This is a genomic window from Leucobacter edaphi (assembly GCF_016522535.1).
GTDB classification, from domain to species: Bacteria; Actinomycetota; Actinomycetes; order Actinomycetales; family Microbacteriaceae; genus Leucobacter; species Leucobacter edaphi.
The window spans coordinates 102098-122325 of the sequence record NZ_JAEHOI010000006.1; the positions used below are offsets into that span (position 1 = coordinate 102098).

A 20228-nucleotide genomic window follows, 5' to 3' on the forward strand; every position below is an offset into this window, starting at 1 on the left:
CCGAGGGGAGGGCCGCTCAGCCCTCGTTCTTGCAGAGCTCTTCGGACGTGACGCCCTTCACCGCCTCGGGGTCGAAGCCCCACTTCTCGAGGATCTTGGCGAACTCGGGAGTCTCCTTGAACTTCGCGAGGGCCTTGTTGTACTCGTCGCGCAGCTCCTTGTCCTCCTTGCGGAAGGCCGCTCCGGATCCCGTCTTCGGCGCGTCCTCGATCGGCTTCGTCACCTCGATCGACTTGTCGCTCTTGACCAGGTCATTCAGGGAGAGGGTCGGGAGCAGGAACGCGTCGGCGCGCTTCGCCGTGACGGCCTCCATGCCGCTGCGCGCGTCCTTCACGAGGACCTGCTGGTTGCTCGGAACCTTCGCGGTCTTGAGGATGCCCTCCTCGAAGCCGCCGGAGAGCACCGCGATCTTCAAGTCCTTGTTGTCGAGGACGTTCTTCACGGTCGTGATGTTCTTCGGGTTCCCGACGGGGACGCCGAAGGACTCGGTCGAGACGATCACGGGTTCGGAGTAGGCAACCGCCGCGCAGCGGGACTGCTTCATGAACAGGCCGGCCGCGACGACGTCCCAGCGACCGGCGTTGAGCCCGGGGATCATCGACTCGTAGGGGGTCGTGACGCCCTCGATCTCGGGGATGTCCATGGTCTTGAGGACGGCGTGCAGCACGTCGGGCTCGGCGCCCGTGACCGTCCCGTCCGCGTTGACCTGCGTGTAGGGCGGCTCGTTGGCGATGGCGACGCGGAGGTAGCCGTCCTTCTTGGCCTGCGCGACGGTCTTGCCGACGCCGGATGCGCCGCCGCCGGCGGATCCGCCGCCACCGCCGCCAGGGGAGGTGGTCGTACAGCCGGCGAGGACGCCGGCGAGGAATGCGCCGCCGACGATGACCGCCGTGAGGCGGCGGGTGCGCTGGGAGATGATGTGGGCCATTTCGGGCTCCTTCGATTCGGTCACAACTCTGGGACGGAAGAACGATCCGGACGTTGATTGTGGAACTGTCGGACAATTCTGCAATCCAACGATTCTGAATTTCTGGACCCGCGTCAACTCGCTGGTGCGAGTTCGTGATACAACCGTTACCTTCGGGAGCGTCCGTCGTGGCGGCCCCGAACGCGGACGGGGCCGGTCGGCTCATCGCCCGAGCGGGACCCATTCGCGCGACGCAAGCGCCTGCCCCTCCCCGACCGGTGCCCGGCCCATCCGCCCGAGCGCCGCCCACATCGTCGCCTGATTCGCCGTGACGATCGGCTTGCCCAGCTCCTCTTCGAGCGGGGCGATCAACTCGTAGCTCGGCAGGTTCGTGCAGCTCAGCACGATCGCGTCGGCTTCGGGCCGGTCCACCTCGCGCACGAGCGCCGCGATCCGCGCGCTCGACACCTCCCAGATCGCCCGGTCGAGCCCGAGCGCCATGTGGACCGCCACCTCAATCCCCCACTCGGCGAGATACCGATCCAGGAGCGCCGAGAGCTCGGGAAGATACGGGGTCGCGACCGCCACGCGACGGGCCCCGAGCGCGGACAGGGCCTCGATGATGGCCCCCGAGGTCGTGATCGCCTCCTGCGCCCCAGCCCCGGTCATGGTCTCGCGCAGCACGGCCTCGCCGCCGCGACCGCCCACGAAGCTCGCGGAGGTGCACGCGTACGCGACGACGCGCGCCCGGCCGGCAACCACGCTGCGCACGGCGACGGGGATCGCCGCGCCGTGGGTGAGCTCGCGCGCGAACTCGATCGTCACCGCGTCGTCGACGTAGGGGGTGCGCGTGATCAGGAGATCAACGTCCTCCGGCAGCCAGCGCCAGAGTTCGCGGTCGAGCTCCATGTCGAAGGGGACGACCACGCCGAGGGCCGGGCCGCGGAAGCCGCCGCGCCGCGTTTCCACCCGAGCATTCATTTCCGGCCCCCAGTTTGTTAGATTGTCAACATTCCTACCAACTACTGTGAACCTCGGGAGTGAGAATGTCCAGCCCTGAATTCTTCGACCCCTCCGCGATCGAGCCGCTGCTCCCGCCACCGCCGCCGCCCGCGGCCAACTACCTTCCCGTGCGCGAGGCGGACGGGCTCCTCTTCGTGGCGGGCCAGACCCCGCACATTGCGGGAGAACTCCCGATCCGAGGCCGCGTCGGCGCCGAGGTCAGCCCCGAGGAGGCCAGGCGGCTCGCCCGGGGCGCCGCCCTCAACGCGCTCTCCGCGCTGGGCGCCCACCTCGGCGGGCTCGAGAAGATCGCCCGAATCGTCACTGTCACCGGCTACGTAGCGGCGACTCCCGAGTTCACCGCGCACCCCGCCGTGATCGACGGCGCGTCGGAGGTGCTCATCGAGTGCCTCGGGGAGGCCGGACGGCACTCGCGCGCCGCGGTCGGCGTCGCCTCCCTCCCGGACGGGGCGCCGGTCGAGGTGAGTGTCATCGCGCAGCGGCGCGTGCCGCACTCCGCCGAGGCGACGCCTGGCGCCGCTCGGTCGCTTCAGGCCTGAGCGGAAACGCCCTCAGGGTCGAGGCGCCTGACGATCGTCTCGACCGCGCGATCCATGTGCTCCGCGAGCAGCCTGTGCAGATTCGGCACATTCTTCTCCCTGATCGCCTCGGCGATCTCGCGGTGCTCCTCGATGCGGTCGGAGAGCGGGTAGTCCCGCTCGTCGAGCACCGCGCTGCTCATGCGGCTCTCGGTCGCGAGCGTGGCGTGCATTCTGCTCAGGCGGGTGCTTTTCGCGGCTCGCACCATGCACTCGTGGAACTCGATGTCGAGGCTCAGCAGCTCGTAATCGCTCGCCTCGCCGGCGAGCAGTCCCTCCAGCCGGTCGGTGAGCGCGTCGAGTTGATCGGCGAGCTGCTCCCCCGCCCCCAGGACATCGATCACCTTGAGGCAGGCGGCGCGCTCGACCGCGAGCCGCGCCGTGTAGATATCGAACACCTCAGCCGGGCCGAACTCCGCGACGAACACCCCGCGATTGGGGCGGCTGATCAGCAGTCCCTCCTGGGTCAGCCGCTGCATCGCCTCGCGGAGAATCCCGCGGCTCACCCCGAAGCGTTTCGCCAGTTCGACCTCGAACAGCTGCTGGCCGGGAGCGAAACTGCCGTCAGAGATCATCTCGCGAAGCTTCCGCGCGATCAGGGCGGCCGTTGATTCACTCTTGATCGGGGATATTGATACGCCATCCATCACGATCGACTCCTCGGTTCCCAGTGGGGCCTCGCCTCCACCAGTGCCATACTACTTTGGCCCCGCCGGTCGCGAAAACGCCGAACGGGCGCGGACCCACGAGGGATCCGCGCCCGTTCGAGACGCTGAAGCGGTGCTTACCAGCTCGACTTGGTGATGCCGGGCAGCTCGCCGCGGTGCGCCATGTCGCGGAAGCGAACACGCGAAACGCCGTACTTCGTCAGCACGCCACGGGGACGGCCGTCGATGACGTCGCGGCTGCGCACGCGCACCGGCGAGGCGTTGCGGGGCAGCTTCTGGAGGCCGACGCGTGCGGCCTCGCGGCTCTCGTCGGTCCCGTTCGGGTCCACGAGGGCCTTCTTGAGCTCCGCGCGGCGCTCTGCGTAGCGCTCGACGATCGCCTGGCGCTGCTTGTTCTTCGCAATCATGCTCTTCTTCGCCATGATTAACGCTCCTCTCGGAACTCGACGTGCTTGCGGACCACCGGGTCGTACTTCTTGAGCACGAGACGATCGGGGGTGTTCCGACGGTTCTTGCGGGTCACGTAGGTGAACCCGGTGCCCGCGGTCGAGCGGAGCTTGATGATCGGACGTACGTCCTTGTCCTTAGCCACTAGAACTTCACCCCACGCTTCTGCAGGTCAGCGACCACGGCCTCGATGCCACGGGCATCGATGACCTTGATGCCCTTGACCGAGAGGGTCAGGGTCACCTTGCGGCCGAGCGACGGCACGAAATAGGTCTTCTTCTGGATGTTCGGATCGAACCGACGCTTGGTGCGACGGTGCGAGTGCGAAATGTTGTGACCGAAGCCGGGAACGGCGCCGGTCACCTGGCACACTGCTGCCATGGTTTTTCCTCTCATACCGTGAGACCGGACGGCCTCACCCAAGATTTCTTGTCTGCACGGGATCGCTCACCGCCCGGCCGAAACCGGGCGACGGGACGCACCCCACGCGGCGCGTGCACTGGGACGGTGCACAGCCAAAGAGCAAGCTTAGGCGAGACCGGCTCATCTGGCAAGCCGGGTGTGTCGGCTCGCCGCCGCTCCTGCCGCCCGCTCAGGCCTGCGGTCGCGGTTCGCGCACCTCGGGATCGGCCTTCACGTGCACGATCGTCACGCCCGGCGTGGCGAACGCCTCGGCGACGACCTCGCGCGCGTCCTGCGTGCCGTCGAGCGTGAAGCCCGTGCCGCCGAACGCGTCGGCGTACTTCGCGAAGTCGGGGTTCGTGAGGCGGGTACCGCTGATCCGGCCTGGGTAGTCCCGCTCCTGGTGCACGCGGATCGTGCCGTAGATCCCGTTGTCGAAGACGAAGATCGTGAGGTTCGCGCCCTCGGCGACGGCGGTCGCGACCTCCTGGCCGTTCATCATGAAGCAGCCGTCTCCCGCGAAGGAGATCACCTGGCGATCCGGATGCGACATCGCGGCGCCGACCGCGGCGGGGATCCCGAGCCCCATCGCGCCGTTCTTCGGCGCGACGAGCGAGGGGTACGCGCGCGACGGCAGGTAGCGCTGCGGCCAGATCGCGTAGTTGCCCGCGCCGAAGGTCACGATCGCGTCGTCCTTCTTCAGCTCGCTCACGGCCTCCATGACCCTGCCGAGGTCCGCGTAGCGGCTGCCGTCGGGCGCCGGCGTCGAGTACTTCTCGAAGGCGGCGCGCGCCGCGGCGAGCCGCGCGGACTTCGCCTCGGCGGGGGCACCGCCCGCGGCGACGGCGCGCTCCGCGAGCGCGATCGTGAAGACGCTCGGATCGACCGTGAAGCTCACGTCGACGCGGCCGTGATGGCCCTGCAGTTCGGGGTCGGGGCTCGCGATGATCGTGAGCGCGTCGCCGCCGATCGTGTAGCCGTCGCTGAGCACGTCGGCGCGGCCCGTTCCGATGAAGAGCAGCACGTCGCTGTCCGCGATCAGCGCGCTGAGCTCGGGGTCGCGGCCGTAGCCGAGCATGCCGACGTAGGCGGGGCTGTCGTTGTCGACGAGGTCGGCCGCGCGGAAGTCGGTCGCGACGGGAACGGCGAGGGCCTCGCCGAGCTCGGCGGCCGCGCGGGCCGCCTCGGCGCTCCAGACCTCGCCGCCGAGGATGATCGCGGGGGCGGTCGCGCCGCGGAGGCGCGCGATGACGTCGTCGAGATCGGCGGCGGAGGGTACCGCCGGGCGCGCGTCCGGGCGATCCTCCGTCGTCGCGGTGACCCGGTGCTTGAGCAGGTCCTCGGGGAGGCCGACGACCACGGGGCCCGGCTTCCCCGATTCAGCGATCGCAAACGCATCGCGGACCACCCTGGCCGCCTCCGCCGGGTTGTCGATCGTGAACACGCGCTTCGCGGTGGTCGCGTACCAGCCGCCGAGCGAGAAGTCCTGGAACGCCTCGCGCTCGCGCTCGCGGCTGTCGACAAGGCCGACGAAGAGCACGATCGGGGTGCCGTCCTGCCACGCGTTGTGCACCGCGATCGAGGCGTTCGCCGCACCGGGGCCGCGGGTCACCATCGCAACTCCGGCGCGGCCCGTCAGGCGGCCCTCGGCCATCGCGGCCATGCCGACGCCGCCCTCCTGGCGGCAGACGACCGTGTGGATCGAGGAGTCGTAGAGGCCGTCGAGCACGTCGAGGTAGCTCTCGCCCGGCACGCAATACACCCGGGAGACGCCCTCGTTCTCGAGCTGCTTGACGATGAGGTGGCCGGCGCTGATGTCCGAGAACTGCTGCATGTGCTTCCTTCGCTGGGGGACCGCGTGGTCCGGGGGTGTGGCGGGCCGCAGGCCCTGCTGGGATGGCAGCGGGCCCGGCCGGAGCCGGACCCGCGCTGGGGTGATCTCGGTGCGGTCAGCCGTCCGAGGACAGGAATCGGCGGGCGCGCGGATCGCTCGGATTGTCCATCCACTCCGGGCTGCCCTGCTCCACGATCCGACCCTCGGACATGAAGATCACGTAGTCGGAGATGTTGCGCGCGAACTCGACCTCGTGGGTCACGATCACCATCGTCATGCCCTCGTCGGCGAGCTCCTCCATGACCTTCAGCACCTCGAGCGTCGACTCGGGGTCGAGCGACGAGGTCGGCTCGTCGAAGAGCAGCACCTCGGGCTTCAGGGCGAGGGCCCTGGCGATCGCGACGCGCTGCTGCTCGCCGCCCGACATGTCGGGCGGGAACGCCATCGCGCGATGGCTGAGACCGACCCGGTCGAGCAGTCGAAGCGCGTTCTTGATCGCCTCGTCCTCCGGCGTCCCGAGCGACAGCTTCTGCGCGATGACCACGTTCTCCGCGGCCGTGAGGTGGGGGAAGAGGTTGAAGCGCTGGAACACCATGCCCACCTTCGCCCGCATCCCGGCGAGGTCGACGCCCTGCACGAGGCCGTCGTTGAAGACCTCCTGACCGAGCAGGTCGAGTGTGCCGGAGCGCGGGGTCTCGAGCAGGTTCAGGCAGCGGATGAACGTGCTCTTGCCGCCGCCGCTCGCGCCGAGAACGCTGACGATCTCGGAGCGGGCGATCGCGAGGTCGATGCCCTTGAGCACGACGTTGTCGCCGTACGCCTTGACGAGGTTGCGGACCTCGATCGCGGGCTCGACGAGCCCGATCGATCCGGTCATCGGGGTTTTCTTTTCAGTCATCACGGCACCCTTCGCATCACGGCGGTCGTCACGTTGTAGGTGTCGGCGAGCTCCCGACGGATCTTCGACAGGCGGCGCTTCCGGCCGGGGAAGAGCGGATCGCCGCGGTGCACCTTGCGCTCGATCCACAGCAGCAGCTGCGAGACCGGGTAGCAGAGCACGAAGTAGATCAGCGCGATCACGATGTACACCTCGAGCGGCGCGAACGTCTTCGCCGCGATGACCTGGCCCTTCGCCATCAGCTCGCCGGCGGCGATCGTGACGAGGATCGAGGTTCCCTTGAGCAGGTCGACGAGGTAGGCGTTCATGCCCGGCAGCGCGAGCCGGACGGCCTGCGGCGCGATGATGTGGAAGAAGATCGCCGAGCCCTTCATGCCGAGCGCCTGGGCGCCCTCCGTCTGGCCGCGGTCGACGCCGTTCATCGCTGCGCGGAAGATCTCCGACAGGTACGCGCCGTAGAACAGCACGAGCGCGATCGTTCCCGAGGTGAACGCGTCGAGCTTCAGCCCCGACGTTGCGAGGCCGAAGTAGATCACGAACACGATCACGAGCAGGGGGATGTTCTTGAAGAACTCGGTGTAGATCGCGGCAATGATGCGCAGTGGCGCGATCCGCGAGCGCCGCATGAGTGCGGCGAGCATGCCGAGGATCACGGCGCCGACGAATCCGACGACCGTGTATTTCAGCGTGGTGAGCAGGCCGTTGAGGAGCTCGGGGATGAATTCACCCCACGAGACGGTGAAAAAGGCTGTCTGCAACATGTTCAGATGCTCCCGTGTGAGGTTGGGCCCGGCGCGGTGCGCGCCGGGCCCAACGGTCGATTACTCGCTCTTGAGCTCCGCGGACGGCGGGGTCCAGCCGTCCTTGCGGTCGACGCCGATGCGGCGGTCGGTGACCTCCTTGGGAGCGTTCATGTACTCCTTGGGATCGCCTCCGACCTCGGTGATGAGCTTCGCCATGGTGCCGTCCTTGTACATGGCGCGGATCTCCTTGGTGAGCGCACCCTCGACGGACTCGTTGCCGGCGTAGAGCGCGGTGATCGCGGGGAGCAGCGCGGCGAGGCCGGGCTTCTCCTTGACCTGCTCGGGGGTCGGTGCCTCGAGGTAGTTGGTCTGCAGCTTGATGTCGGGGCGCTGCTTCGCCGTGTAGGTGACGACGAGCGGATCGAGCAGGATCGCGTCGACGCGGCCGCCGGCGAACGCCTCGACGACGTCCTCCATGCGCGGGAACAGCACGGCCTCGGCGCCGTCGATCTCGGGGATAGCGTCGACGAAGGAGTACCCGGTCACCGTGCCGATCTTCTTGCCCTTGAGGTCGTCGATCGTCTTGAAGTTGTCGCCTTCCTTGCTGCCGACGACGGGCGGGTTGTAGTACGTGTCGTCGGTGTAGAAGGCGGTCTTCGCGCGCTCCTCGGTCCAGTTGATCGTGCCGATCGCGACGTCGGCGCGGTGCGTCTGCACGCCCGACAGCATGCCGGCGAAGTCGGTGACGGCGACCTCGACGTCGAGGTCGAGGCGCTTCGCGATCTCGTTGATCATGTCGCCATCGAGACCGACGGCCTTGCCGCCCTCCTCGCCCGAGTACGGCATGTACGGGCCGAACGTGACGATGAGCTTGCCGTCCTCGACGGTGTCGACCTTCGCCGCGCCTGCATCGCCCTTCTTCTCGGTATCTCCGCTGGAGCAGCCCGCGAGCGATGCGGTCACGACCAGGGCCGCCGCAAGTGTTGCGGTGATCAGCTTCTTCTTCATCAATTTCCTCCTTGAAATCGTTGACGCGTGCTGCCCGTGAGCATCGATGCGACACTCGCGGAATCCTTGCCCGGCGTCCGGCCGAACCCTCTGGGGTACCGAGGCCACCTTCAGTATTCCGAGGGTTGACGCGATCGTGACCCGACGATGCGGACAACCTGCCTTTCCGAACCGTACGGTCTGTACAGGAGCGCCGGGAGCCCGGATCGTTCCTGATCAACGCAGAAAACACGGAAGACGGCCTCCCGCGGTTGCGGGGGCCGTCCTCCGTGTGTGTCGCGCGCGGGGCTACTGGCCGAGGAGTTCGGCCTCCTCGGCGTCCTCCGCCGCTCGCTTGCGGCGGACCGCCGCCGAGCCAGCGCCGATCGCTCCGATCATGGTCGTGAGCGCGACCGCAGCGAGCAGCAGCGAAACGCCCCAGGACTGGTTCCCGGTCGCGATCAGGATCGACTGCGACAGGATCGGGAGGAAGCCGCCGATGATGCCGAACACGTTGTAGGAGACGGCCATCGCGCTGTAGCGGTACTTCGCCGGGAACAGCCCGGACAGGAGCGAGCCGATGGGGCCGTAGGGGATCGTGAGCGAGCCCATGCCGATCATGATGCCGAGCGTCGCGAGGCCGATGTTGCCGGTGTCCACGAGCCAGAACACGGGGAACGCGAGCACTGCCGCGATCAGGCCGCCCGCGGCGCAGACCTTCCAGGGGCCGATCCGGTCTGCGATCCGTCCCGAAGTGATGATGACCGCGATCTGCACGAGCGCGCCCCAGAGCGTCGCCGTGAGCATCGTCTGCCGGTCGTAGCCGAGCTCCTGCGTGCCGTAGCTGATGAGGAAGGTCGTCACGATGAAGAACCCCGAGCCGCCGAGCAGCGCGGCCATTCCGCCGAGGACCATCCGGCCGCCGGTGTGGCGGATCGCGCTCAGGATCGGGACCTTCACGACCTCCTTCTGCGCCTGCAGCTCCTTGAACACGGGCGACTCCTCGACCTTGAAGCGCAGGTAGAGGCCGACGGCGAGGAACGGGAAGGCGAGCAGGAACGGGATGCGCCAGCCCCACGAGAAGAAGGCGTCATCGGGGAGGGTCGACACGATCGTGAGCGCGCCGGTGGAGAGGAGCGTCGCGATCGGGGACCCGAGCTGCGGGATCGCGGAGTAGATCCCCTGCCGGGACTTCGGCGCGTGCTCCAGGACGAGCACCATCGCCCCGCCCCACTCGCCGCCGGCGGAGATGCCCTGGCAGAGTCGCATGAAGAGGAGCGCGATCGCCGCCCCCACACCGATCGCCTCGTAGGTGGGCAGCAGGCCGATGAGGCCCGTCGCCAGTCCCATCAGCGCGATCGACCCGACGACGGCGGCGCGGCGGCCGATACGGTCGCCGATGTGGCCGAAGATGAGGGCGCCGAGCGGGCGCGCGACGAAGCCGGCGGCGAAGGTCGCGAACGAGAGCAGGGTCGCCACGGCGAGGTCCTCGGCCGGGAAGAACAGCTTCGTGAACACGATCGCCGATGCCGTGCCGTACAGGATGTAGTCGTACCACTCCATCGCGGTGCCCGCGAAGGCGGAGGCCGCGACGCGGTTCACCTGCCGCCTGCGCTCAGGGCTGATGGTCGTCTCGCTCACAAGATCCTCCTTGATCTTCGGGTACCGGCCGCGGCGCGGCCAGGTGGGGTCTGCGGCCGATTCGTCCGGCCCGTTTCATCCTTTCCGACGCCGCCGCTCGGCGAGGGGTACACATGGTCGAACACGGTTCTCCCGGTATACAGAGCGGAGCGTTCCCCGCGCGAGGGCTACTCGATGCGCCCGACCGCGATCTCGCCCTGGCCGAGCAGGACCCGCGCGGTTCCGCGGAATTTCGCGTTGAGTTCGGCGGTCGGCGCATCGATCCTGAGCCGGCCGGCGAGCTCGCCGAGCTTGGCCGGTTCGGCCACCAGGATCAGCCGTTCGCGCTCCAGACGCTCCAGGACTCGCGCCGTGAGCTGGTGGTTTCCGCGCCCGATGACAAAGCCCTGACCGCCGACCGGCGACAGCACGACGGCGAAGTCGCCCGCCTCCGCGATCCGCTCGAGCTCCTCGCCGGTGAGTCCGTGCCGGATCGTGCCGTCGGGCGAGATGGCGTCGAAGCCGAGCAGCGTCGGCTCGATCCCGAACCGCTCGGCCACGCGCGCCGTCGTCGTCCCCGGGCCGAACACGAGCGTGAGGCCCGCTGCGCTCTCGCGGAGCTCCGCGGCGACGCCGGCAGCGTCGATGCCGCTGCCGTGCGCCGGCGAGCGCTTGCCGCGCTGCATCCGCTCGTGCAGTGGCACCCGCATGGTCCCGAAGATCGCGGTGGAGAGCACGCCGGCGCGGCGCGCGTCCTCGTCCAGGTCGACGACGTCGCGCTCCACGCTGCGGCCGCGGCCCGCGAGGACCTCAGCTGCCTGCGCCGCCGCGTCCTCCGGGGTGACGGCGAACACGCCGGAGTGCATCTTCACCCCGGCGGGGACACCGAGGCAGAGCTGTTCGGCGCCGCGAGCGGTCGCTGCGTCGCCCGGTCCGACGGCGTCCTGTGTCGCGGCGGCACCCTGTCCCGCGTCGGCACCCGGGCCCGCGGCTGCGCCCGGTCCCCCGGCGCCAATGCTTCCGCGGCCAATGCCGCGCATCACGTCGCGCGCCGTGCCGTCGCCGCCGACGAACACGATCAGCGCGGCGCCGCGCTCGGCGAGCGAGCGGGCGAGGCTCGCGGTCGCCGCGGCGGTCGTTGCGCCGTCGGCTCCGATGCCCTCGGGCACCGGGACGATCTCGGCGCCCGGCGCGACGTCCTCGCCGAGCGCCCCCGGCCCCGTGAGCACGCGCGCGCCGGGCACGAGTCGTTCGAGTTCACGGACGAAGCGCGCCGCCCGCTCCGGCGAGCGCGGCCTGCCGCCCAGCCGCGAGGCCTCCTCCTGCACGCGCGCACCGTCGCTGCCGCCGAGGCCGACCTCGCCGCCGATCCCCGCGAGGGGATTGACGACGAGGCCGATCGCGGGCGGCGAGGCGTTCGCTTCAGCGCGCATGTGTATCGAAACCGCAGATCAGCGGTGGAACGCCTTCTCGGGGCGGTCGCGCGGCACGAACCCGGCCGGCGGCGTCCAGTGCGTCGGCACCGAGGTCTCGCGACCCAGGTACTTGCGCTCGTAGGCCCGCCACGACGTCGCCCAGGTCTCGGGATCGCTCATCGCCTCCTCGCGCACCCGGTGGATGCTGCTGCGGTGGGGCGCCGTGCGCACGAGCTCCGGGTTCTCGCGGGCCTCCGCGGCGACGCGCATGAGCGCGTTGACGTACTCGTCGAGTTCGGCCTTCGAGTAGGACTCGGTCGGCTCGATCGTCGCGGGCTCGGGGACGATGTACGGGTGGTGGCTCGTCCAGTAGTGGAACCCGAAGTCCGCCATCCGGCTGCCGAGATCGGCCGAGGTGACCCCCGTCTCGTCGGCGAGCCGCTGCCAGCTGTAGCGCACCTGCTCGATCGGCAGGCGGCCGGGCACCTCGTAGGAGGCTTCCACGCCCGGCTCGTCGCGCAGGCGAGCCGCGATGTAGTTGTTGTTCAGCACGGCGTCCTCGGCGACGGCCCGCAGCCCGTCGGGGCCGAGCGCCCGGATCCAGGCGTACGCGCGGATCAGGTTCGGCACGACGCCGTAGAACGGGCGGATCGGTGCCACGGCCTCGGGACCGGCCTCCTCCAGGAAGAACTCGCCGTCGCGCTCGCGGACGCGCGGCCCGGGGAGGAACGGCTCGATCTCCGCGGTGACGCACATGGCGCCCGCAGCGGGGCCACCGCAGGCGTGCGGCGTGGAGAACGTCTTGTGCAGGTTGAAGTGGCAGATGTCGAAGCCGGCCTGGCGGGCGCTCGTGATCCCGAGCATGCCGTTCGCGTTCGCCTGGTCGTAGACGCCGAGGGCGCCGACCTCGTGAACCGCGGCCACGATCTCCGCAATGTCGGGGTTGAAGATCCCCGTGTCCTCGGGGTTCGTGATGAGCACGGCGGCGGTGCGCTCGGAGAGCACCTCGCGCAGCGCCTCGAGGCTCACGAGCCCGTCCTCGCCCGGGTACAGCGTGATGACCTTGTACCCCAGGGTCTTCGCGGTCGCCGCGTTCGAGGGGTGCGAGAACACCGTCGTGACGATCTCGGTGCGCTGATCCGAGGCGCCGCGGGCCGCGTGGTACGCCTTCACGAGGCTCACGTTGCCGAAGATCGCCGCCGATCCGGCCGGGGCCTGCAGCGAAACCGCGTCCATGCCCGAGATCTCGCACAGGTAGCGCTCGAGCTCGTGGATCACCTGGAGGGCGCCCTGCACGGTCGACTCGTCCTGCAGCGGGTGGATCTCCGCGGCCTCGGGTGCGCGCACGAACTGCTCGTTGACCTTCGGGCTGTACTTCATGGTGCAGGTGCCCTGGCCGATATCGACGTTGAGGTCCGCCCCGAGCGTCTCCTGCGAGAGTCGCAGGAAGTGGCGCTGGACCTGCGCCTGCGCCACGGAGGGCAGGCCGATCGCGCGATCGGATGCGGCGGACGCCTCGGGAGACTCCGCGAGGCCCTCGCGGAGCTCCGCGGGCAGCTCGGGCACGTGGATGCCGCGGCTCCCGGGGACGTCGTAGCTGAAGATCAGGGGTTCCTGCCAGCGCGGCGCGTGGTACTCGCGCGGCGCGCTCAGGTCGCGGGACACCGCGGGAACGCCGGTGGTGTCAGGTGCCGTGGTCATGCGATTGCTCCCAACTCGCGCGCGAGCGCGTCGATGTCTGCCTGCGTGTGCTGTTCGGTGACGGCGACGAGCAGGTCGCCGTCTCGCCCGAGGAAGAATTTGCCGAGGTCGACTCCGGCGTGGAATCCGCGCTCGAGCATGCGCGCGCGGAGCTCAGCCGCCGAGAGCGTGTCGTGACGGATCACGAACTCGCGCCAGTTCGCGGAGTCGGCGTGCGGCACCGTGAAACCGGGCAGCGCTGCGATCCGGTCCTTCGCGTAGCGGGTCATCCCCGCGACGTACTCGCCGAGGCCGCGCATGCCCTCCGGCCCCATGAGCGAGAGGTAGACGCCCGCGGTGATCGCCCACAGCGACGCCGCCGTGCCGACCCACTCGTTGCCCTCCTCGCGGCGGGCGAGCGAGGTGCGCTCGTAGGCCACGTCGGTGAAACCGATCTCGCCAGGCTCCTCCGTCGGCGAGAGGCCGAAGAGTCGCGAGGCGAACTCGAACACGAACTCGGGCTCGTCGTGCGTGGCGATGAAGCCGCCGTGGCCGCCGCCGAAGTGCATCCCGACGCCGAGCGACTGGATGTCGCCGCACACGATGTCGGCGCCCCAGTTGGCCGGGGCCTCGAGGTAGCCGAGCGCCACCGGGTCGGTCGCGGCGACGACGACCGTGCCGTGCGCGTGCGCCGTCCCCGCGATCTCGCGCGCCCCCGTCTCGACAACGCCGAAGACGTTGGGCGACTCGATGAGCACGGCAGCGGTTTCGTCTCCGATCAGCGACGCGACCGTCGCGGGATCGAGACGGCCGGTGGCCTCGTCGACGTCGACGAGGCGGACCTCGACGTCGTCGGGCAGGTAGGTGCGGATCTTCTCGAGCTTGCCGGCCTCCATCGCGGTCGAGATGACCACCTCGGAGCGGCCGGTGAGGCGCAGGCCCATGCGCAGCGCCGTCGCTGCGGCCTGGTAGCCGTCGTAGGTGGGGATCGACACGACGTCCATGTCGAGCAGCTCCGCCATCAGGCTCGTGTACTCGAACAGCGCCTGCCACTTGCCGTGATCCTCGGTCGACTCGCCCGCGTAGGCGGTGAGGAACTCGGCCCGGCCGTTGATCTCACCGCAGGTCGCGGGAACGAAGTGCTGGTAGCAGCCGTAACCGAGGAAGCTCGTCGCCGGGGCCGCCGGGCGGTTCTTGCCGAGCACGCCGCGCATGTGGGAGACGAGGTGCGCCTCACTGCTCAGCGCGGCCGGCAGATCGAGGCCCTCGCGCATGCGGAGTTCCGTCGGAATCGTGTTGTAAAGATCGTCGATGGTCGCCACCCCGATGGTGTCGAGCATCTCTTGCCGTACTTCCGGAACCGAGTTCGGAAGATACGGATGTGGGGTGCTTGGCATCGTTACCGTCCCTTTCATCTGCGTCGCTTCGCTCAAAGATAGGGAGAGAGGGGGAGCCGACCGGCTGTCCAAGCCGTACATTTCACGGCATGCCGTGGACACGATGTCGAAATGCCGCGCTCGCGCGCCGGTCATACGATGAGCCTTGTGAAACTCGATGCACTGATTACTAACGCGCGCGTGCTCACCATGGATCCCGAGCGGCCAACGGCGGCCCGGATCGGGATCTGGCAGGGCAGGATCGTCGGCCTGGACGAGCAGATTCCCGACCTTCCCGCGCAGCGCACGATCGACGCCGGTGGGCGCACGATCGTCCCGGGCTTCCACGACGCGCACAACCACATGGCGACGTTCGGGCGCAGCCTCGCGAACATCGACGCCGGGGCGCTGGGCTCGCTCGACGAGCTGTACGCCGCGATCGCCGAGCTCGCGGCGCGCGAGCCGGATCGCCAGTGGATCGTCGCAGACTCCTACGATCAGCACCTGCTCGGCGGGCATCCGACCCGCTCGGGCCTCGACCGGGCGGCGCCGGGCCGCAACGTGATCGTGAACCACCGCACCACCCACATGCTCGTGGCGAGCACGCCCGTGTTCGAGCTCGTCGGCGCGCGTGCGCCGGGCTGGCCCGTCCCCGACGGCGGGTTCGTGGAGCGCGAGGCCGATGGCGAGCCGACGGGTCTCGTCGGCGAGCAGGCGATGGCGCCCTTCCGCGACCTCACGAGGCCGCACTCGGTCGAGGTGCTCGCGGAGGCGCTCGGCCGCGCGAGCGACCGCTTCCTCTCCGAGGGCATCACCTCGGTCGGCGAGGCCGGGATCGGGGATTCCGCCGTGGTCGGGTCGAGCCCGATCGAGCTGCTCCCCTACCAGGTGGCGCAGGAGCGCGGCCGGCTCGGCGTGCGGGTGCGCCTCATGGTGTCGATGGAGAACCTCCACTCCGTGGTCTCCGCGCCGAGCGATCTCGTGGATCTGGGCCTTGATCTGGGGCTTCGTTCCGGCTTCGGCGACGACTTCCTCGGTATCGGCGCGCTCAAGATGTTCACGGACGGGGCGATCAGCAGCCGCACGGCGGCGCTCGCCGAGCCGTTCTGCGATCACGGCGGCACGGGCGTCATGCAGTTCGGCCGCGAGGAGCTCACGGGGCTCGCCTGCTCGGCCACCCGAGCGGGCTGGCAGCTCGCGGTGCACGCGATCGGCGACGCCGCGAACGACGTCGCGCTCGACGTGATCGCCGCCGCGCGCGCCGCCGCACCGCGGAACCGGTGGCGGCACCGCATCGAGCACGCCTCGATTCTGCGCGATGATCAGGTCGCGCGCTACGCGGCGGACGGCGTGATCGCCTCGATCCAGCCGGAGTTCGTGAGCGCGCTGGGCGACAACGTCATGGCCGGTCTCGGCGACCGCACGCCGTGGACCTACCGCCACCGCTCCCTGCTCGACGCCGGGGTCACGGTGATCTGCGGCAGTGACCGCCCCGTGGTCTCGGGACGCCCGCTGCGCGCGATCCAGGACGCCGTGCTGCGCCGCACTGCCACCGGCGCAGCGTTCAGCCCGCACGAGAGCGTCGACGTGCTCACCGCGCTCCGCGGCTACACGATCGACCCGGCCCTGGCGATCGGCCTGGGCGACCGCCTCGGCATGCTCCGCGCCGGCTACCACGCCGATCTCGCGGTGCTCGACGGCGATCTCGTCGGCGGGGATCCCACCCGGATCGCCGCGCTCCCCGTGCTCGCGACCGCGGTGGCGGGCGAGTTCCGCTACGACCCGTCCGGTCTCGCGGGCGGCGCCTGATGAGCGAGCGCGCGGATCAGGATCCCGGTCTCCCGCTGACGCTGATCGTGATCGGCGGCGGCACGATGGGGCGCGGGATCGCGATCGCCGCGCTCGCGCGCACGCCCGACCGCGTCGTCCTCGTGGAGACGGACCCGGAGCGTCGCGAGGAACTCGCGCTCGGGGTCATCTCCGACGCGACGGCGCGCGGCGCCGACGACGCCCCTGCCCGCTTCTCAGTCGCGGGATCCCTCGCGGATGCCCCGGTCGCCGACCTCATCGTCGAGGCGGTGCCCGAGATCCCGGAGCTCAAGCATCGCGTCCTACGCGAGGCGGAGGGGCAGCTCGCCGCCGATGGGATCCTGTGCTCGAACACGAGCTCGCTGAGCATCGCGTCGCTCGCCGGGGCCCTCGCCCGGCCCGAGCGGTTCCTCGGCATGCACTTTTTCCAGCCCGTGCCCGACACCGTGCTGACCGAGCTGATCCTGCACCCCGGCGTCGCGGGCGCGACGGTGGAGCGCGCCCAGCTCTGGACCGAGCGCCTCGGCCGTGAGGCGATCACCGCACGGGACGTGCCGGGCTTCGCGACCTCGCGCCTCGGGCTCGCGATCGGCCTCGAGGCCATGCGCATGCTCGAAGAGGGCGTCGCGTCCGCGGAGGACATCGACCGGGGCATGCGCCTCGGCTACCAGCACGCCGTCGGCCCCCTCCGCATGACCGACATGGTCGGCCTCGACGTGCGCCTCGCGATCGCCGAGTACCTCGCGGCCGAGCTCGGCCCGAGGTTCGAGCCGCCCCGGATCATGCGGGACATGGTCGCGGCGGGGAAGCTCGGCAGGAAGAGCGGGCAGGGCTTCTTCACCTGGCCCGCCGAGGAGCGCTAGGCCGGTCAACCGGGCCGCTCCCGGTGCGGCCAGCGTAACCGCATCCCCACGCCGCGACGGGGAGGCCCGGCTGCTGCCACGCCTCCCCGTTCGAACGGCGGGATCGCTCCCGCGACCAGCTTCCGCGCTACCGCGCGACCGGCCAGTCGGCCTCGCTCGGCAGGTGGATGAGCTTCTGGTTCAGGAACTCGGAGATCGCGTAGCGCCCGAGCTCGCGGCCGAAGCCCGACGCCTTCGTGCCGCCGAACGGGAGTTCCGGCGAGTCGGCGAGGGACTCGTTGACGTAGACCATGCCGGTGTCGAGCGCGTCGGCAACCCGGAACGCCTGCTCGCGGTCCGTCGTGAACAGGTAGGAGCCGAGCCCGAACGGGATGTCGTTCGCGAGCTCGATCGCCTCGGCCTCGGAGCCGACGCGGTAGAACTGGGCGACGGGGCCGAAGAACTCGGTCTGCGACGTCCCCGATCCGACCGGGACCTCCTCGAGCGCCGTGGTCCGGAAGAACGCGCCGTCGGCGACGCCGTCGCCGAGCGTCAGCTTCGCACCGTCCGCCACCGCGCGCGCAACCTGCTGCTCGAGCTCCTCGGCCGCCGCGACCGAGGACATCGGGCCGACACGCACGCCCTCGAGGTCCGGATCCCCCACGGGAGCTGCGGCGAGCGCCCCGACGAACGCGTCGCGGAATGCGTCGTACAGCTCGTCGATGATGATGAAGCGCTTCGCGCCGTTGCACGCCTGGCCGCTGTTGTGGAGACGCGAGTTGAACGCCGCAGTGATCGCGTCCTCCATGCGGTCGACGCTGAGCACGATGAACGGATCGGAGCCGCCGAGCTCGAGCACGACGGGCTTGAGGTATCGCCCGGCGAGCTCGCCGACGGAGCGGCCCGCGGCCTCGGAACCGGTGAGGGAGACGCCGCGCACGCGCGGGTCGGCGATGACGCCCTCGATCCTGGCGCTCTCGAGGAAGAGGTTCTGGTACGCGCCCTCAGGCAGACCCGCCTCGGCGAGGATTGCGGCGATCGCCGCGGACGACTCCGGGCACTGCGAGGCCGGCTTCAGCAGGATCGTGTTCCCGGCGAGCAGGTTCGGCGCCGCGAAGCGCGCGATCTGGTAGAACGGGAAGTTCCACGGCATGATCCCGAGCAGGGCCCCGAGTGGGGTGGGGCGCACGATCGCCGTGCGGCCGCGCTTCGAGTCGATGACCTCGTCGGCGAGGTACTGGGCGCCCTCTTCCCCGTAGTAGCGGTAGATGAGCACGACGAAGTCGATCTCGCCGAGGGCCTGCCAGCGGGGCTTCCCGACCTCGCGCACGATAATGTCGGCGAGCTCCTCACGGCGCTCCTGATGGAGATCCGCCGTCCGGCGCAGGATCGCGGAGCGCTCGTCGAGGCTCAGCGCGCCAAGGGTCGCCCTGGCGGCGTCGGCCCGCGCGATCGTCGCCTCGAGTTCCGCATCGCTCAGGGGCGCGAGCGCGTCGCCCTGCTCGCCCGTCGCCGGGTTCACCACTCTGTACACCATCGGGGTCCTCCTCGGAATCCACGTTTCGCTTGCGCGCATCGCCGTTGACTCCCGCGGATCCGGGGCGCCTCGGTGCGCGGCACCAGCCTACGAACGAGCCGGGCGGCTGGCGTTGTACAGTGCGGCGAGATCGGGTGCGGCGGCTATCCGTTGTGTCGAATCCCGCTGCGCGCGGGGTGGCGCTATCTTAAGGCTCGGATCATCAGCCAGCGCGGGCTCACGATCCCCTGATCAGCGAAGGAGCTCCCATGCCGCAGCAAGCCTCACGGATGCAACTCGTCCGGCCGTCGGCGATCCGGGAGCTGCTCGCGCTCGCGGCGGATCCCGACGTCATCTCCTTCGGGGGCGGCTACCCCGATCCGGATCTGTTTCCCGCGCGGGAGCTGGCCGCGGCCTACGCCCGCGCCCTCGGCGAGCAGGCAGCGGTATCGCTGCAGTACACCCACTCCGAGGGCCTGCCGCGCCTGCGCGAGCAGCTTGCCGAGCGGATGCGCGCCGACGGGATGGAGTGCGGCCCGGAGCACCTGTTCCTCGTTCAGGGCGCCCAGCAGGCCATCGACCTGGTCGGCAAGATGTGGCTCGAGCCGGGCGATGTCGTGCTCACGGAGGAGCCCACCTTCCTCGGCGGCCTCGTCGGCCTGAACCCGTACGAGCCGGAGTATCGCGCGGTGCGCACCGACGATCACGGAATGGATCCCGATCATCTCGAGGAGGTGCTGCGCGCGAACCCGCGCGCGAAGCTCATCTACACGATCCCCGATTTCCACAATCCGACCGGCGTGACGATGACAACGGAGCGCCGCCGCAGGGTCGTTGAGCTCGCCCGAGAGCACGATGTCGTGATCCTCGAGGACGCCCCCTACCGTGAGCTGTACTTCGGCGCGGCCCCGCTGCCGACCCTGAAGAGCTTCGACACCGACGGGCGCGTGTTCCACGTCGGAAGCTTCTCGAAGACGCTCGCACCGGGCCTGCGCACGGCGTGGGTGGTCGCCGATGCCGAGCTCATCGAACGGCTGGCGCTCTTGAAACTCGCGTCGGACACGCAGAACAGCACCCTGAACATGGCGGCGATCTCGAACTATCTCGAGGAGCAGGACTACGACGCACACCTCGATCGGATCCGCGACCACTACCGCGGGAAGCGCGACCACACGGTCGCGGCGCTGCGCGCCGAGCTCTCCGACGACATCCGCTACGTGACGCCGCAGGGCGGCCTGTTCCTGTGGCTGGAGTTCCCCGAGGACGTCGATACGGATCGGTTCCTCCGCGAGGTGCTCATCCCCGAGTACCGCGTCGCGTTTGTTCCCGGTTCGTCGTTCTACAGCGAAAACCCCCGATACAGCCGGGGTAGGCTGGGTTTTCCGACACTGCCCGTCGACCGAATCAGCCAGGGCATCCGTCGCATCGCGGAGGGGTACAACGCCTTCCGCAGCGTCTAGGGCCCCGCGCCAGCGGTCGCAAG

At 69.8% G+C, this 20228-nt stretch carries 19 protein-coding genes; 4 read left to right on the forward strand and 15 right to left on the reverse strand.

Annotation, left to right across the window (positions count from 1 at the left end; all coding sequences use genetic code 11):
• Window positions 1-16 precede the first annotated feature (16 nt).
• Both ehuB and JD292_RS07475 read right to left on the reverse strand, forming a co-directional pair.
• Window positions 17-928 (reverse strand): ectoine/hydroxyectoine ABC transporter substrate-binding protein EhuB, encoded by a 912-nt coding sequence (ehuB, locus tag JD292_RS07470; RefSeq protein WP_200132116.1) that lies wholly within the window; start codon window positions 926-928, stop codon window positions 17-19.
• Between the two features lie 201 nt (window positions 929-1129).
• The gene (locus JD292_RS07475; RefSeq protein WP_200132117.1) at window positions 1130-1888 is read right to left on the reverse strand and encodes a maleate cis-trans isomerase family protein; all 759 of its coding nucleotides are present in this window, start codon (window positions 1886-1888) and stop codon (window positions 1130-1132) included.
• A gap of 65 nt (window positions 1889-1953) precedes the next feature.
• On the opposite strand from JD292_RS07475, the gene JD292_RS07480 reads away from it, so the two are divergent.
• Complete coding sequence (locus JD292_RS07480; protein WP_200132118.1) at window positions 1954-2469, forward strand: RidA family protein; 516 nt, start codon at window positions 1954-1956, stop codon at window positions 2467-2469.
• Here JD292_RS07480 and JD292_RS07485 read toward each other — a convergent pair.
• From JD292_RS07485 to gcvPA, 12 genes are all read right to left on the reverse strand, one after another.
• Complete coding sequence (locus JD292_RS07485; RefSeq protein WP_200132119.1) at window positions 2460-3155, reverse strand: GntR family transcriptional regulator; 696 nt, start codon at window positions 3153-3155, stop codon at window positions 2460-2462. The genes JD292_RS07480 and JD292_RS07485 overlap by 10 nt on opposite strands.
• Window positions 3156-3292: 137 nt before the next feature.
• Window positions 3293-3598 (reverse strand): 30S ribosomal protein S14, encoded by a 306-nt coding sequence (gene rpsN, locus JD292_RS07490; protein WP_200132120.1) that lies wholly within the window; start codon window positions 3596-3598, stop codon window positions 3293-3295.
• Window positions 3599-3600: 2 nt separating this feature from the next.
• On the reverse strand, window positions 3601-3768 hold the full coding sequence (rpmG, locus tag JD292_RS07495) for a 50S ribosomal protein L33 (RefSeq protein ID WP_046454849.1): 168 nt from the start codon (window positions 3766-3768) through the stop codon (window positions 3601-3603).
• Window positions 3768-4004 carry a 50S ribosomal protein L28 gene (gene rpmB / locus JD292_RS07500; protein ID WP_025134215.1) on the reverse strand — a complete coding sequence of 79 codons (237 nt, stop codon included), beginning with the start codon at window positions 4002-4004 and terminating at the stop codon, window positions 3768-3770. Before rpmB ends, rpmG begins: the two co-directional genes overlap by 1 nt.
• Window positions 4005-4215: 211 nt before the next feature.
• Window positions 4216-5859, reverse strand: a complete 1644-nt coding sequence (locus JD292_RS07505) for a thiamine pyrophosphate-dependent enzyme (protein ID WP_200132121.1) — start codon at window positions 5857-5859, stop codon at window positions 4216-4218.
• 115 nt (window positions 5860-5974) lie between these two features.
• A complete protein-coding gene (locus JD292_RS07510) occupies window positions 5975-6757 on the reverse strand; it encodes an amino acid ABC transporter ATP-binding protein (protein WP_304599287.1) in 783 nt (260 codons plus the stop codon).
• Complete coding sequence (locus JD292_RS07515; RefSeq protein ID WP_200132122.1) at window positions 6757-7518, reverse strand: amino acid ABC transporter permease; 762 nt, start codon at window positions 7516-7518, stop codon at window positions 6757-6759. Before JD292_RS07515 ends, JD292_RS07510 begins: the two co-directional genes overlap by 1 nt.
• Window positions 7519-7578: 60 nt before the next feature.
• The gene (locus JD292_RS07520) at window positions 7579-8508 is read right to left on the reverse strand and encodes a substrate-binding periplasmic protein (RefSeq protein WP_200132123.1); all 930 of its coding nucleotides are present in this window, start codon (window positions 8506-8508) and stop codon (window positions 7579-7581) included.
• A 288-nt stretch (window positions 8509-8796) separates the two neighbouring features.
• The gene (locus tag JD292_RS07525) at window positions 8797-10128 is read right to left on the reverse strand and encodes an MFS transporter (RefSeq protein WP_200132124.1); all 1332 of its coding nucleotides are present in this window, start codon (window positions 10126-10128) and stop codon (window positions 8797-8799) included.
• Window positions 10129-10295: 167 nt separating this feature from the next.
• Window positions 10296-11540, reverse strand: a complete 1245-nt coding sequence (locus tag JD292_RS07530) for an ATP-NAD kinase family protein (protein ID WP_200132125.1) — start codon at window positions 11538-11540, stop codon at window positions 10296-10298.
• Window positions 11541-11558: 18 nt separating this feature from the next.
• The gene (gene gcvPB, locus JD292_RS07535; RefSeq protein ID WP_200132126.1) at window positions 11559-13223 is read right to left on the reverse strand and encodes an aminomethyl-transferring glycine dehydrogenase subunit GcvPB; all 1665 of its coding nucleotides are present in this window, start codon (window positions 13221-13223) and stop codon (window positions 11559-11561) included.
• On the reverse strand, window positions 13220-14617 hold the full coding sequence (gcvPA, locus tag JD292_RS07540) for an aminomethyl-transferring glycine dehydrogenase subunit GcvPA (RefSeq protein WP_439649266.1): 1398 nt from the start codon (window positions 14615-14617) through the stop codon (window positions 13220-13222). Before gcvPA ends, gcvPB begins: the two co-directional genes overlap by 4 nt.
• A gap of 129 nt (window positions 14618-14746) precedes the next feature.
• Here gcvPA and JD292_RS07545 point away from each other — a divergent pair, with 129 nt between their 5' ends.
• Entirely contained in the window at window positions 14747-16387 is a 1641-nt protein-coding gene (locus JD292_RS07545; protein ID WP_200132128.1) for an amidohydrolase, read from the forward strand.
• Window positions 16387-17250, forward strand: a complete 864-nt coding sequence (locus tag JD292_RS07550) for a 3-hydroxyacyl-CoA dehydrogenase family protein (RefSeq protein WP_200132129.1) — start codon at window positions 16387-16389, stop codon at window positions 17248-17250. Before JD292_RS07545 ends, JD292_RS07550 begins: the two co-directional genes overlap by 1 nt.
• Window positions 17251-17377: 127 nt before the next feature.
• On the opposite strand, the gene JD292_RS07555 is transcribed toward JD292_RS07550, so the two are convergent.
• Window positions 17378-18805: an aldehyde dehydrogenase family protein gene (locus JD292_RS07555; protein ID WP_200132130.1), complete on the reverse strand. Its 1428-nt coding sequence runs from the start codon at window positions 18803-18805 to the stop codon at window positions 17378-17380.
• A 209-nt stretch (window positions 18806-19014) separates the two neighbouring features.
• Between JD292_RS07555 and JD292_RS07560 the strand changes: the two genes are divergently transcribed.
• Complete coding sequence (locus tag JD292_RS07560; RefSeq protein ID WP_200132131.1) at window positions 19015-20205, forward strand: aminotransferase-like domain-containing protein; 1191 nt, start codon at window positions 19015-19017, stop codon at window positions 20203-20205.
• Window positions 20206-20228: the final 23 nt, after the last annotated feature.

What these genes read in the sequence shown, in the direction of transcription:
- ehuB (WP_200132116.1), bottom strand. Translation starts at nt 928, where the DNA reads ATGGCCCACATCATCTCCCAGCGCACCCGCCGCCTCACGGCGGTCATC.
- JD292_RS07475 (WP_200132117.1), bottom strand. Translation starts at nt 1,888, where the DNA reads ATGAATGCTCGGGTGGAAACGCGGCGCGGCGGCTTCCGCGGCCCGGCC.
- JD292_RS07480 (WP_200132118.1), top strand. Translation starts at nt 1,954, where the DNA reads ATGTCCAGCCCTGAATTCTTCGACCCCTCCGCGATCGAGCCGCTGCTC.
- JD292_RS07485 (WP_200132119.1), bottom strand. Translation starts at nt 3,155, where the DNA reads ATGGATGGCGTATCAATATCCCCGATCAAGAGTGAATCAACGGCCGCC.
- rpsN (WP_200132120.1), bottom strand. Translation starts at nt 3,598, where the DNA reads ATGGCGAAGAAGAGCATGATTGCGAAGAACAAGCAGCGCCAGGCGATC.
- rpmB (WP_025134215.1), bottom strand. Translation starts at nt 4,004, where the DNA reads ATGGCAGCAGTGTGCCAGGTGACCGGCGCCGTTCCCGGCTTCGGTCAC.
- JD292_RS07505 (WP_200132121.1), bottom strand. Translation starts at nt 5,859, where the DNA reads ATGCAGCAGTTCTCGGACATCAGCGCCGGCCACCTCATCGTCAAGCAG.
- JD292_RS07510 (WP_304599287.1), bottom strand. Translation starts at nt 6,757, where the DNA reads ATGACTGAAAAGAAAACCCCGATGACCGGATCGATCGGGCTCGTCGAG.
- JD292_RS07515 (WP_200132122.1), bottom strand. Translation starts at nt 7,518, where the DNA reads ATGTTGCAGACAGCCTTTTTCACCGTCTCGTGGGGTGAATTCATCCCC.
- JD292_RS07520 (WP_200132123.1), bottom strand. Translation starts at nt 8,508, where the DNA reads ATGAAGAAGAAGCTGATCACCGCAACACTTGCGGCGGCCCTGGTCGTG.
- JD292_RS07530 (WP_200132125.1), bottom strand. Translation starts at nt 11,540, where the DNA reads ATGCGCGCTGAAGCGAACGCCTCGCCGCCCGCGATCGGCCTCGTCGTC.
- gcvPB (WP_200132126.1), bottom strand. Translation starts at nt 13,223, where the DNA reads ATGACCACGGCACCTGACACCACCGGCGTTCCCGCGGTGTCCCGCGAC.
- gcvPA (WP_439649266.1), bottom strand. Translation starts at nt 14,617, where the DNA reads ATGAAAGGGACGGTAACGATGCCAAGCACCCCACATCCGTATCTTCCG.
- JD292_RS07550 (WP_200132129.1), top strand. Translation starts at nt 16,387, where the DNA reads ATGAGCGAGCGCGCGGATCAGGATCCCGGTCTCCCGCTGACGCTGATC.
- JD292_RS07555 (WP_200132130.1), bottom strand. Translation starts at nt 18,805, where the DNA reads ATGCGCGCAAGCGAAACGTGGATTCCGAGGAGGACCCCGATGGTGTAC.
- JD292_RS07560 (WP_200132131.1), top strand. Translation starts at nt 19,015, where the DNA reads ATGCCGCAGCAAGCCTCACGGATGCAACTCGTCCGGCCGTCGGCGATC.